At 62.1% G+C, this 12,860-nt stretch carries 10 protein-coding genes and 1 riboswitch; of the genes, 5 read left to right on the forward strand and 5 right to left on the reverse strand.

Features of this window, described 5'->3' with window-relative positions; all coding sequences use genetic code 11:
* Positions 1-5: 5 nt before the first annotated feature.
* Both FFS12_RS17720 and FFS12_RS17725 read right to left on the reverse strand, forming a co-directional pair.
* Positions 6-1,874 (reverse strand): DUF1302 domain-containing protein, encoded by a 1,869-nt coding sequence (locus FFS12_RS17720; protein WP_137888757.1) that lies wholly within the window; start codon positions 1,872-1,874, stop codon positions 6-8.
* Between the two features lie 229 nt (positions 1,875-2,103).
* Entirely contained in the window at positions 2,104-3,786 is a 1,683-nt protein-coding gene (locus FFS12_RS17725; RefSeq protein ID WP_137888759.1) for a fatty acid--CoA ligase, read from the reverse strand.
* Positions 3,787-3,981: 195 nt separating this feature from the next.
* Between FFS12_RS17725 and FFS12_RS17730 the strand changes: the two genes are divergently transcribed.
* Positions 3,982-5,157, forward strand: coding sequence for an acetyl-CoA C-acyltransferase (locus tag FFS12_RS17730; RefSeq protein ID WP_137888761.1), 1,176 nt, complete (start codon positions 3,982-3,984; stop codon positions 5,155-5,157).
* Positions 5,158-5,391: 234 nt separating this feature from the next.
* On the opposite strand, the gene FFS12_RS17735 is transcribed toward FFS12_RS17730, so the two are convergent.
* Together FFS12_RS17735 and FFS12_RS17740 are read right to left on the reverse strand one after the other, a co-directional pair.
* The gene (locus FFS12_RS17735; protein ID WP_137888763.1) at positions 5,392-6,021 is read right to left on the reverse strand and encodes a LysE family transporter; all 630 of its coding nucleotides are present in this window, start codon (positions 6,019-6,021) and stop codon (positions 5,392-5,394) included.
* A 120-nt stretch (positions 6,022-6,141) separates the two neighbouring features.
* Positions 6,142-7,719, reverse strand: a complete 1,578-nt coding sequence (locus FFS12_RS17740; RefSeq protein ID WP_137888765.1) for a sensor domain-containing diguanylate cyclase — start codon at positions 7,717-7,719, stop codon at positions 6,142-6,144.
* Between the two features lie 433 nt (positions 7,720-8,152).
* Between FFS12_RS17740 and FFS12_RS17745 the strand changes: the two genes are divergently transcribed.
* From FFS12_RS17745 to FFS12_RS17760, 4 genes are all read left to right on the forward strand, one after another.
* Positions 8,153-9,112: a 2-hydroxyacid dehydrogenase gene (locus FFS12_RS17745; RefSeq protein ID WP_137888767.1), complete on the forward strand. Its 960-nt coding sequence runs from the start codon at positions 8,153-8,155 to the stop codon at positions 9,110-9,112.
* An 81-nt stretch (positions 9,113-9,193) separates the two neighbouring features.
* A complete protein-coding gene (locus tag FFS12_RS17750; protein ID WP_137888769.1) occupies positions 9,194-10,192 on the forward strand; it encodes a class I SAM-dependent methyltransferase in 999 nt (332 codons plus the stop codon).
* Between the two features lie 32 nt (positions 10,193-10,224).
* A riboswitch (yybP-ykoY riboswitch) is annotated at positions 10,225-10,399 on the forward strand.
* A gap of 86 nt (positions 10,400-10,485) precedes the next feature.
* The gene (locus FFS12_RS17755; protein ID WP_137888771.1) at positions 10,486-11,067 is read left to right on the forward strand and encodes a TMEM165/GDT1 family protein; all 582 of its coding nucleotides are present in this window, start codon (positions 10,486-10,488) and stop codon (positions 11,065-11,067) included.
* Between the two features lie 126 nt (positions 11,068-11,193).
* Entirely contained in the window at positions 11,194-11,637 is a 444-nt protein-coding gene (locus FFS12_RS17760; RefSeq protein WP_137888773.1) for a ketosteroid isomerase-related protein, read from the forward strand.
* Positions 11,638-11,742: 105 nt separating this feature from the next.
* On the opposite strand, the gene FFS12_RS17765 is transcribed toward FFS12_RS17760, so the two are convergent.
* Positions 11,743-12,564, reverse strand: a complete 822-nt coding sequence (locus FFS12_RS17765) for a M48 family metallopeptidase (RefSeq protein WP_137888775.1) — start codon at positions 12,562-12,564, stop codon at positions 11,743-11,745.
* Positions 12,565-12,860 lie beyond the last annotated feature (296 nt).

A 12,860-nucleotide genomic window follows, 5' to 3' on the forward strand; every position in this document is an offset into this window, starting at 1 on the left:
TCCGCTTAGAAGTTCACGCCGAAGCTGAGTGCGACGAAGTCACGATCGATCGAGGTGTTGTAGTCGCCACCGAAGAAATCGGTGTAGGACAGGCTGCTCGTGTAGGTGTTCTGGTATTCCGCATCCAGACCGAGGCTGACGGCCTTGCTGCCTTCGTTGAACACGCCATTGGCGCCATAACCATCGACGTCATGTGACCAGGAGATGCTCGGCTTCAGGTTGACACCGGCGAAGGCGTCGTTGTAATCCCAGATCGCCCGAGCGCGGTAGCCCCAGGAGGTGGTGGTGACGAAACCGTCGTCTTCGCAGTATTTGCTGACGTTTTCGGCAGTCGCACTGCCAAGGGTGCCGGCGTTAAGCCCCTGGCAAGTCGGCAGACCGCCGAGAGTGCCATCCAGCGGGCCTGGGCCGAACACCGGATCCCGGCCATAACGCGCTTCTGAAGTGCGCTCCAAGCCACCTACATGACTTACGCCCACCTCGCCCACCAAGGTCAGACGCGAGGCACCCATGACCTGATCGAAGAAATGGGTAAAGGTGGTCTGGAACTGGGTGATTTCCTTGCGGCGATAGCCATGCAGGTCCTGGCCAGCTTGGCCATCCAGCACGGAAACGTTGCCGAACCCCCGCACAGGCGTAATACCGGCGAACAGGATGTCTGTGGTGTTCAGCTGTACCGGCGCATTCGGACGATAGCTGACCTCCCCGCTCCAGGCAGTACCCGTAGGCAGCGTGGTGGAGAAGCTCAAGCCGTAGAGGCGGATATCTTCCGGGTACTCGATGAAGTACTCCGAGTTGCCTGCCACCAACAGCGGAGCCAAAGCCGCCGCTGCCCCCGTCAGCGAATTGGCCAGGTTGAAGGTGGCTTGCGGCGCGCCGGTGGCGCTGAAGACTGGAGCGCGGCTGTGGTAGTTCATGGCGTAGGCGCCAAACTCGGTATCCAGAGCATCGGAGAAGTAACGCAGAGCCAAGCCATACTGGCCGTCGTCATCCGCATCCCGGTCCGGGCCGCGGCGAACCAGAACGCCTTCCTCGTTGACGTCAACGCCCAGGGCTTGCGCAGCGCCAACGGCGAAGGCGGGCAAGCTCGAACGCTTGCGCAGCACCCGCAGGTTGTCGTCACAGCCATCTGCTATCACATCAGGTTGGGCGAAGAAGGTTCCGCAGTTGTCCGCCACCGTCTGGTCCCACTCCAGCTGATAGAAAGCTTCAGCCGAGAGGTTCTCGGTCAGGCTCTGGGAGACATAGAACATATTGACCGGAATCAGACCCTCTTTAATTTCGGCGCCTGGGCGACGGAACGCAGAAGCATCGATTGGGTTGATCGAGTTGATCGAGTTACCGATAAAGGTACTCTCGCCCCAGCTCACCACTTGCTTGCCCAGGCGCACCGAGCCCGGCTGATCGGCGATGTCGTAGTTGTGATAGACGAAGGCATCGAGAAGCTGCGCACCGGAAGCCTGAGCGCCTTCCTTACGGTCGTGATCGTCGATGTCTTTGAACAGGCGGTGTTCGTCCTTCAGCTCGAAGTCGTACCAGTATTTGCCGCGCACGAAGACACCGGTGTCGCCGTACTTCAGCTCGAGGTCGTGGATGCCCTTGAAAATCTTCGAGAAGGTCTCGCCCTTCTTGAAGTTCAGGTGGCCATCATCGGAAGTCTGCGACAGACCATCGCCACCGTTGTTTGCCCCGATCAGATCCGGGTCGGCACCACGAGTCGACCAGCTGGCACCAACGGACAGCGAGGAGTCGAATTGCCCCTCGATCTCCCCGATATTGAAGGTCACGCCGAATGCCGGAGCGGCGAGAGTGGATGCGAGACTGACGGCCAATGGCAGTCTTGCCAGACGCCAGAGCGGGTTTGTTGTTGTCATCGACGCTACCCCATGTGTTTTTTGTTATGGATGGCACCGACTATAGCTACAAGGTGGTATCCGATGATCCATCTAAAGTGTGATTTGCGGCAGCCAACCACTCTGGCTCGCCGGTTGCGACTGATCAGTCAGTTCAGGAAGCCCCCAAGAAGGGAGCAGAGATAGCACTTAATGACCCAAGCGTTTGCTTGGCGGGGCGGCCGCACCGGCTGGGTGCGGCCGGATACGGTTAGAGCGTGGACAGGAAGGCGCTACCAGAAGCCTGCCATTGGGCGATATCCAGGCGAATGCGCTTCTTGTCCAACTTACCCACGCTAGTCTTGGGAATTTCAGTAACAAGCGCGATCTGCGTGGGAATCGCCCATTTATTCAGGAGACCCTGCTCGACGAAAGGCTTGAGATGCTCCTTCAAGCCCTTGGCATCCAGCTCCTGCCCTTCACGCACAACCAGCAGGGCAAAGGGCCGCTCCCCCCACTGCGGATCAGGCACACCGACCACCGCCACTTCACGGACGGCCGCGTGACGGCTGATCAGGTCTTCCAGTTCCAGCGAGGAAATCCATTCGCCACCGGTCTTGATCACGTCTTTGATCCGATCGCGGATATCGATGAAACCCATACCATCGATAGTGGCGACATCGCCGGTGTGCAGCCAGCCGTGCTCCCAGAGTTCGGCACCTTTCTGCGGCTCACGGAAGTAGCCCTGGGTCAGCCAGGGCGCACGCAGTACCAACTCGCCCTGGGACTCACCGTCAGCCGGCAGGAACTGGCCATGGTCATCCATGATCGCCGCCTCGACCAACGGCACCGGCACGCCCGCCTTGATCCGGTAGGTGGTGCGCTCGTCTTCGCTACCGGCCAGCAGCTCTTCGTTGAGGTGCGCACAGGAGATCAACGGACAAGTCTCGGACATCCCGTAAGCCGCGGTGAGCTGAATGCCACGGGCCTTGGCCGCCTCGTATTGCGCACGGGTCAGCGCACTGCCGCCGATGATCAGCTTCCAACCGCCGAAATCCACGCCCTGGGCGCTCTTGGCATTCATCACCATCTGCAGAATGGTCGGTACGCAATGGGAGAAGGTGACCTTCTCCTTCTGCCACAGCTTGACCAACAGTTCCGGGTCGTAACGCCCCGGATAGACCTGCTTCAGCCCAAGCATGGTGGCCACGTAGGGCAGTCCCCAGGCATGCACATGGAACATGGGGGTGATCGGCATATAGACATCATTGGTGCCCATCAGGCGGATGCTGTCCAGGCTACCCATGACGCTGGCCGCCGACAGGGTGTGCAGCACCAGTTGGCGATGGGTGAAATACACCCCTTTGGGATTACCGGTGGTGCCGGTGGTGTAGAAGGTGGTGGCCAGGGAGTTTTCGTCGAAATCCGCGAAGTCGTAGCTCGAGCTCGCAGCCGCCAGCAGCTCTTCGTACTCACCGACCAGGTTTGGCAGCGCCGCACTCTTTTCTGTGGTATCGCTCAGCAGCAGGGTTTTCTCTACACTGGTCAGTTGGCTGGCGATGCCCTGATACAGCGGCACGAACTCGCTGTTGACCAGCACGAACTTATCTTCCGCATGATTCATGGTGTAGAGAATCTGCTCGGGCGACAGGCGGATATTGATGGTGTGCAACACCGCGCCAAGCATCGGAATGGCGAACATGCACTCGAGGTAGCGGTGGCTGTCCCAGTCCATCACCGCCACGGTATCACCGGCCTTTACCCCCGCCGTCGTCAGTACGTTGGCCAAGCGCGCGACCCGCTCATTGAAGGTCGCATAGCTGTAGCGCACGCTGTCGCGGTAGACGATTTCGCGAGTTTTCTCGTAACGGCTACCGGACAGCAGCAGACGCTTGATCAACAGGGGATAAGGGTAGGCATTTTCGGCCGGCGGAATGACACGGGTCTGCAACATAGAAGCACCTACTCGAATGCGTGTTGTTATCTGACTGGCATGCACTCTAGAACCCTTAGTCGCCATAGAAATCAGCCCTAAGAATGATTTGCCAGATGACTCTTTGGCCAGTTCCGGTCACGCGGTAGAATTGATTGCAGCCGCCGGCTTCGGCCCGCTACTCATAGATCAAATACAGTCATAGAGGTAACTTCGATGTCCGATATCGTCATTGTCAGCGGTGCCCGTACTCCCATGGGCGGTTTCCAGGGCAGCTTGTCCAGCGTTCCCGCCGTCGAGTTGGGCGCTACGGCCATTCGCGAAGCGGTGGCCCGCGCCGGCATCCAAGCGGCTGACGTAGAAGAAGTGATCATGGGCTGCGTCTTGCCCGCCGGCCTCAAACAAGGCCCAGCCCGCCAAGCGGCGCTGAATGCCGGGCTACCCAGCGCCACCGGCTGCACCACCATCAACAAACTCTGCGGCTCGGGCATGAAGGCCGTGATGCTGGCCCATGACCTGCTGAAAGCCGGGACCAACAGCGTGATGGTCGCCGGCGGCATGGAAAGCATGTCCAACGCCCCCTACATCCTCGAAAAAGCCCGCACCGGTCTGCGCATGGGCCACGGCGAGATCAAGGACCACATGTTCCTCGATGGCCTGGAAGATGCGCGCAGCGGCCGCCTGATGGGTTCCTTCGCCCAGGAAACCGCCGACCAATATGGCATCGGCCGCGAAGAGATGGACGCCTACGCCATCGAGTCGCTGAAGCGCGCCCAGGCCGCTATCGCCAACGGCTCGCTGAACGCCGAGATAGTGCCGGTGAGCGTCGTCACCCGTAAGGGTGAAGTGCTGGTCAAGGACGATGAGCAACCGCTGAACGCCAACCTGGACAAGATCCCAACCCTGAAGCCCGCGTTCCGCAAGGACGGCAGCATTACTGCCGCCAACGCCAGCTCGATCTCCGACGGCGCCAGCGCCCTGGTGCTGATGACTGCCGAAGAAGCCGCCCGCCGTGGCCTCAAGCCACTGGCCAAGATAGTCGCGCACGCCACCCAGAGCCAGGACCCGAGCGAGTTCACCCTCGCCCCCATCGGTGCCATGAGCAAGCTGTTCGAGAAGACCGGCTGGAGCAAGGCGGATGTCGATCTGTTCGAGATCAACGAAGCCTTCGCCATGGTCACCATGCTGGCCATCCGCGAACACGGCCTGGATCACGCCAAGGTCAACATCTACGGCGGCGCCTGCGCTCAGGGCCACCCGGTTGGCTCCACCGGCTCGCGGATCATCCTGACCTTGATCAACGCGCTGCGTAATACCGGTGGTAAGCGCGGGGTCGCGTCCCTCTGCATCGGTGGCGGCGAAGCGACTGCCGTGGCGGTGGAACTGCTCTAAGAACCTGTTCACGATCTGCTGCGCGTCGGCCATGCGGCGTTGAAATCGGGCTCAAAATGCTCATTTACCACTCGTAAACTGCGCTTTTTCGCCCGATTTTGCCTTGCCTGACCTTAGCTCGCGAGATCGTGAACAGGCTCTAAGCGGTTCTTGCTCCCCACTGCGCAATCAAGCAAAGCCGCAGAAAAAAGCCCGGAGCATTGCCCCGGGCTTTTTTCTTCATCGTGACATGCCTCAACGCAACTCAGTAAACGCCAGCTTCACACCCAGGCCGACCAGCACCGCGCCCATGGCCCGATCGAACCAGTGGCCCATGCGGGCAAACCCGGCGCGCACCCGCTGCTGGCTGAACAGCATCGCCACCAGGCAGAACCACAGCGCCGTGGCGGCTGCCAGGTAGACGCCGTAACCGGCCTGCACCGCCAGGGGAGTATGCGGGTTGATGACCACGGTGAACAGCGAGAGGAAAAACAGCGTGGCCTTGGGGTTCAAGCCATTGGTCACCAGACCGCTGGTGAAGGCAGCGCGCGCCGTGCGCTCAGTCGCCAGCAGCGGCAGCTCGGCCGTGCCAGGGGCGGCCGGCTTGGCCCGCAGCGCCTTGATGCCGATATACAGCAGGTAGGCCGCCGCCAGCCATTTCAGTGCGTTGAACAGCACAACCGACTGCGACACGATCAAGCCGATCCCCAGCAGCGAATAGACCACATGGACAAAGATCCCGCAGCCAACGCCAAGCGCCGTCCAGGTGCCTGCACGGCGACCGTTGGCCACGCTTTCGCGCACCACTATGGCGAAGTCCGGGCCGGGGCTGGCCACGGCCAGCAGGTGAATCAGGGCAACGGTGAAAAATTCCGCCCAGTACATAGGGGTCTCCTCAAACCATGAATACGTCTAGCTGTTCGGCGACTCTACGCGACTCGCTCGCCAGGCAACAGTTACAGTTGGGCTCACACAGAGCACGCGGGCATTACCCGCCGCTTAGTCTCATAAGCGCTGTTTGAACAAACTGACGTCAAACACGCTGAGCTGATTGCGCCCCTTGGCTTTGGCCTGATACAGCGCCCGATCGGCGCAGTGCATCAGCATGGCGGCCCCTTCGGCCTCCCCCGCCGGCACGAAGGCATGCACCCCTGCGCTCAGCGTGACCACCCCCACGGGGCTGCCCGAATGCACGATCTGTGAGGCCTCCAGGGCCTGGCGAATCTGCTCCGCGACCGTCTGCGCGCCCGCCGCGTCGGTTTCCGGCAACAACAAGCAGAACTCCTCGCCACCGTAACGGGCGGCCAGATCGCCTGAGCGCTTCTGCCCGTTCTTGATCACCTGCGCCACGCGCCGTAGGCATTGATCGCCCTCCGCATGGCCGTACATATCGTTGTACTGCTTGAAGTAGTCGATATCCATCATGATCAGCGCCAGCGAGCGTTTGTACCGGGCCGCGCGCTGCAATTCATCCGTCAGCGCCGCCATAAAGCGCCGGCGGTTGGCCAGCAGGGTCAGCTCATCCTCCAGCGCCAGCTTCTCCAGGCGCTGATTGAGTGACTCCAGGGTGTCGCGGGCGGCCAGCAGCTGCGCCTCGACGTTGAGCCCGCCCTTGATCAGGCGGATCAGATGAAAACCCAGCAGGCCGAGCAATAGCGCCAATAGCGTGACTACGCCGAGCTGCAGATAAGCGTCCTGACGCCAGTTCGTGAGCACCTCGGCCTGCGATAAAGCCGCCGTGACGACCAGCGGATAGCCCTGCAGATGGCGATAGCTGTACAGCCGCGCCTCGCCATCCAGCAGGGACACGAACCTCGCGTTGCCTACCGGGCTTTTCGGCAAATACTCGCTGAAGATCGGGCTAGCGGCCAAATTGGTGCCAATGGCGCGCTCCTGAAAAGGCTGGCGTACCAGCACCGTGCCGGTGTCCAGGGTGAGCGCAATGGCGCCCTTCTCATTGAGCTCGAAGCTGCTGTAGAAGCGCTGGAAATAGTCCATGGCCACTGTCGCCAAGACCACGCCGGCGAATTGCCCCTCGGCATCCTCGAGCCGCCGTGAAACCGGGATGACCCAGTCACCGCCACTGTGGCTGCGCATCGGCAGGCCAATGTGTGGCTGGCGGTCGGCATGCTCGCGGTGATAGATGAAATACTCGCGGTCGCTATGGTTGGCCACCGATGGCGCGGCAGCCAAGGAGGTCACCCGCTGCTGCCCGCTCTGGTCGTACACGAACAGCCCCTGCAGCTCCGGCAAGTCAACCACCTGCACACCCAGCAGCTGCTGCAAACGCCGCAACTGCGCCGGCCCGGCGCCCTCCTCAGCCAGCCGCTCGAGCAGCCCGACCAGGATGGTGTCGGCCTTCTTCAAGGTATCCTGCGCGTGCTGGGCGAGGGCAAACGCCAGGTTCGAGGTCTCGATCTGCGCGTCCTTGAGCCGGCTGACCCGTGCATTCCAGGTCATCCAGGCATCGCTGGCGATCAGGGAAATGCCGACGAGAATGACGAAGACCTTGGCCAAAGGCAGGACGGAACGCTGCTCCAGCAGACGCAAAAAGCGCGGAAATCTGTTGTACTCGTCAGTCATAGGTCCCTGCTTGGGTACTCACGGAGCATTAACCGTACACTAGTGGCCTGTACGGCTAGTTGGTTAACTCAAGTTCGGATGCCTGGAGTCCTGAGACAAGGCGCCGCGACGAGTCATAGCAGGGCTATGGCGAGGAGCGGCAACGCAGTATCGGGGCTTCAGGCGCCGAAATTGACTAATTGAACTAGCCACGCAGGCCACTAGGTAGCTCGCCACGCCGCTTAAATAGCCCGATGGCTTACTGCCAAGGCCTGTCCGCTCGCGAATTGCCGCCGGCAAACGCTGAATAGAACCAGCATACCGTCACTCTCGGGCGCCGCAGAGAGTATGCCACCCGAGCGCTGCCGAGGCAGGCACGACGAATGTCCAGGGTTGCGCAGTTGCCGCAGCGGCCACAGGTTAAATTGCACCACGGATGAAGGGAGCCCTATCGATGAACCCACGCGCCGTATTCCTTGATCACGCCTCCCTCGATCTTGGCGACCTCGATCTCACCCCGTTGCAACAAGTATTCGCCGAACTGCTGCTGCACGGCCAGAGTACACCCGAGCAGATCATCCCGCGCTTGCAAGGGGCGCAGATCGCCATCAGCAACAAGGCACCGCTGACGGCGGCGACCTTTGCCGCCTGCCCACAGCTCAAGCTGGTGCTGGTCGCCGCCACCGGCACCAACAATATCGATCTGGCTGCTGCCCGCGCCCATGGCGTCAGCGTTTGCAACTGCCAGGGTTATGGCACGTCCTCGGTGGCGCAGCACACCCTGATGCTGCTGCTCGCCCTAGCCACCCGCCTCCCGGACTACCAGACCGCAGTACGCGCCGGGCGCTGGCAACAGGCACAGCAGTTCTGCCTGCTGGACTTCCCGATTGTCGAGCTGGAAGGCAAGACCCTCGGCCTGCTCGGCCATGGCGAGCTGGGTGGTGCCGTCGCCAAACTGGCGGAGGCCTTCGGGATGCGCGTGCTGCTCGGGCAACTGCCCGGCCGGCCGCCGCGCGCCGACCGCATGCCGCTGGACGAGCTGCTGCCGCAAGTCGATGCGCTGACCCTGCACTGCCCGCTGACCGAACACACCCAGGACCTGATCGGCGCCTACCAACTGAGCCTGATGAAACCCGGCGCCTTTCTGATCAACAGCGCCCGCGGTGGCCTGGTCAACGAACAGGCGCTAGCCGACGCCCTGCGCCGCGGCCATCTGGGCGGCGCCGCCACCGACGTGCTGACCCAGGAGCCACCAACGGCGGGCAATCCGTTGCTGGCGGCCGATATCCCGCGCCTGATCGTCACCCCACACAGCGCCTGGGGCAGCCGGGAAGCGCGGCAACGCATCGTCATCCAGCTGGCGGAAAACGCCGCGGCGTTTTTCAGCGGTGCGCCACGCAGAGTGGTCGGTTAGGCTCTGTTGACGTTTGAAGACGGCCGCGCCGGAGCCTATGCTGCGCCACTTTTTAGAAACGCCCAGGTTTAAGGAATGCCCATGGACCCGCGAAGCGAAGTGCTACTGCGCCAGCCCGAACTCTTCACCGGCAACCTGCTGCTCGCCGGTTTGCCGGCCGACGACTTGCTCGGCCAACTGCCAGCCGCCCACGGCTGGAGTTGGCATGCCGGTGAGCAGGCGACACTGGAGGCGCGATTTGCCGGGCGCAGTCAGTTTGGCGTGACGCCGCCCAGTGCGACGTTCGACGCCGCGGTGCTGTTTTTGCCGAAATCCCGCGAGCTGACGGATTACCTGTTGAATGCCCTGGCGGCTCGCCTGCAAGGCCATGAACTGTTTCTGGTCGGCGAAAAGCGCAGCGGTATCGAGCGCGCGGCCAAGCAACTGGCGCCTTTCGGTCAGCCGCACAAGCTGGACAGCGCTCGGCACTCGCAGCTCTGGCAAGTCAGGGTCGCGCAAGCCCCCGCCGCACCGGACCTGGAAGCCCTGGCCCAGCGTTATCAGTTGGAACTGGCGGATGGTCCGCTGACGGTGATCAGCCTGCCCGGGGTATTCAGCCATGGCCGCCTCGATCGCGGCACCGCCCTGCTCCTGGAGCATCTGGACAAGTTGCCCAGCGGCCATGTGCTCGACTTCGGTTGCGGTGCCGGGGTACTCGGCGCCGTGCTGAAACGGCGCTTCCCGCACAACCAGATCAGCCTGCTCGACGTGGATGCCTTCGCCGCCGCCAGCAGTCGCCTGACCCTGGCCGCCAATGGCCTGGAAGCGCAGGTGCTGACCGGCGATGGGATCGACGCGGCGCCGAGCGGGCTCAACGCCATCCTCAGCAATCCACCCTTCCATGAAGGCGTGCATACCGACTACCTGGCCACGGAAAACCTGCTGCGCCAGGCCGTCAAGCACCTCAAGCCGGGGGGCGAGTTGCGCCTGGTGGCCAACAGCTTTCTCAGGTACCAACCGCTGATCGAGGAGCATCTGGGCCCCTGCCATACCTTGGGCGAAGGTCAGGGCTTTCGGATCTACCAGGCCAAACGCCGCTGAGCTTGCCCAATACGCCCCGCTTGGGCAAACTGCGCCCCGTCCTAGGGGAGTAGTCTCCCGCGAGCGCCAGGTTCACATCGGCAGGCTCGCCCGGCACGCGTCAACATACTTGGTCCGCAGACCATGGCGCGTGCGACCCAAGGTCCGCTCAGAACCTGCTCAAGATCGTCGCGATATTGAACAGGTTCTCAGCCGGGCCGCAGGGTTTGACCAGACCTATGACACGTACACCTTACCCGGGGCGGGAAGGCGTGCGTGTCATAGCCGTGTCGACCCGCCCCTTAGGAAGCCCGATGGAATCTCTCTACCTACCGACCCTGATCGTTGCCTTGGCCGAAATCGGCGACAAGACGCAGCTGCTTGCGCTGTTGCTGGCCGCACGCTTTCGCCGGCCCTGGCCGATCATCTGCGGCATAGTGGTCGCCACCCTGGCCAACCATTTCGCCGCGGGCGCCATCGGTAACTGGGTCGCCAGCTTCTTCGCGCCCACCACCCTGAGCTGGATTCTGGCGGCGTCCTTCGTCGCCGTCGCGCTGTGGACACTGATCCCGGACCAACTGGACGACGATGAAGCCTCGAGCCTGAAGCGCTACGGGCCCTTCCTCACCACCTTGATCGCCTTCTTCCTGGCGGAAATGGGCGACAAGACCCAGGTCGCCACCGTGATGCTGGCGGCGCAATACCCGCACTTTATCCTGGTGATCATCGGCACCACGCTGGGCATGCTGATTGCCAACGTGCCGGTGGTGCTGGCGGGCAACTTCGCCGCCGAGCGTCTGCCACTGACACTCATTCGTCGTCTAGCCGCTATGGCCTTCGGCGCCCTGGCCATCTACGCCGGCTATCACGCGCTTCAACTCAGCGGGCTGAGCTGAAGCGCGACCAACTCAAGACTCTCCTGACGCCGGCTCGCTGGCGTTTCGGCCAATACCGGCCTGGGAGGGCCCGCTGTTAAAGTGTGCAAGTCATTGCACACCTTAGTGCGCCCATGGAGAGCAGTTATGTCACTGGATGATATGAAGAAACTGGTTCGCCAGCATATCGACCTGTCCTGGAACAAGGGTCGCCTGGCCCTGACCGAACAGCTGCACAGCAAGAGCTTCCTCTACAAAAGCTCCTTTGTCGGCCGCCCCATGGGCAGTGCGGCTTTCGCCCAACTGGTGCTCGACATCCGTAGCGCCATGCCGGATCTGGAGGTGGTGCTCGAGGAGTGCCTGGCCGAAGGCCATAAGGTCTTCACCTGGAGCACCCTGATCGGCACCATCGAGAAGCCCGGCCTGGGCTACCCGCCGAGCGACAAGGTGCTGAGCATCTCGGCCATGGCCTGCTGGACCCTGTCGCCCGCCGGTGAAGTGGAGGAAATCTGCACCATGTTCGACATGGAGAGTTTCCGCTCACAACTCGGCCTGGAGTCCCGGCCCTTTGCCGAAATCGCCTTGCCGTGAAGATGCCCGTGCCTACCAATAAGCCTTATCGCGGAACCACCGGATAGTCCGCGCCAGCGTCTCATCCACTGTCGTTTGCGCCATGAAGCCCGGCTCAGCCTGGGCTTAACGCGCGCCTTTGGCCTGTTGATACAGCGGCAGCACTTTCGGGATGGCCGCTTGCAGCGCCGCAGTCCGGCTGCTGGAGGACGGGTGGGTGCTCATAAACTCCGGCGGCGCGCCTTCGCTGGCCTGGCTCATCTTGTCCCACAGGCTGATCGCCGCATTCGGGTTGTAACCGGCGCGCGCCGCCAGCTCCAGACCGATCAAGTCCGCCTCATTCTCATTCCCCCGACTGTTGGGCAGGGTCATGCTGTACTGCACCACGGTGTCGGCCAACGCCAGGCTGTCCTGCCCCAGGCCGAGCAATGCGCCGGCGCCCTGTTTGGCCATCTCGATGCCGTAGGCCTTGGACATCGCCTCGCGGCCATGCTCGCGCAGCGCATGGGCGATCTCATGGCCCATCACCGCGGCGATTTCGTCATCGCTCAGCTGCAGCTTCTCGATCAGGCCGCTATACATGATGATCTTGCCGCCTGGGCCGCAATTGGCGTTCAGCTCCGGGCTGTCGATCAGGTTGACCTCCCACTGCCACTGCGCCGAGTCCGGACGGAACATCGGCGCCTGGGCAATCAGCCGCTTAGCGATGGCATCGACGCGTTTGGCATCGACGCTGCGCTTATCCAGCACGCCCTTGCCGGACGCTTCCGAAAGCGTCTGTTGATAAGACTGCGCATACATCTGATTGATCTGCTGGGTCGACAGCATGCTGAACATGTACTGCTTGCGCTCGACCCCGACGGCGCCGCCGCTGGTGGTATTGACGGCTTGGCAGCCTGCCAGCAGCAAAGCCGTGAGCAGACCGGTAACGCGAAACAACGGGGCCATGGGGGTTCTCCAGGTAAACAAGGGCCGTATCTTAGTGTGCTGTCTCGGAAATACGTTCAAGAATTGGCGAGGGGATTCTGTTGCCAGGCAAGGCACTGCGACGAGTCATGGCCCAGCTACTTTGATCCGCGACAACGCGGTATGACGGCAAAAGACGCCGGCAAAATTGCACCGTTATTTTTGAGACCGCACCCTGGTGGCCTGTACGGCTAGTTGGTTAACTCAAGTTCGGATGCCTGGAGTCCTGAGACAAGGCGCCGTGACGAGTCATAGCTGGGCTACTTTGATCCGCGGCA

The organism is Pseudomonas sp. 2FE (assembly GCF_005503735.1).
Classification (GTDB): Bacteria; Pseudomonadota; Gammaproteobacteria; order Pseudomonadales; family Pseudomonadaceae; genus Aquipseudomonas.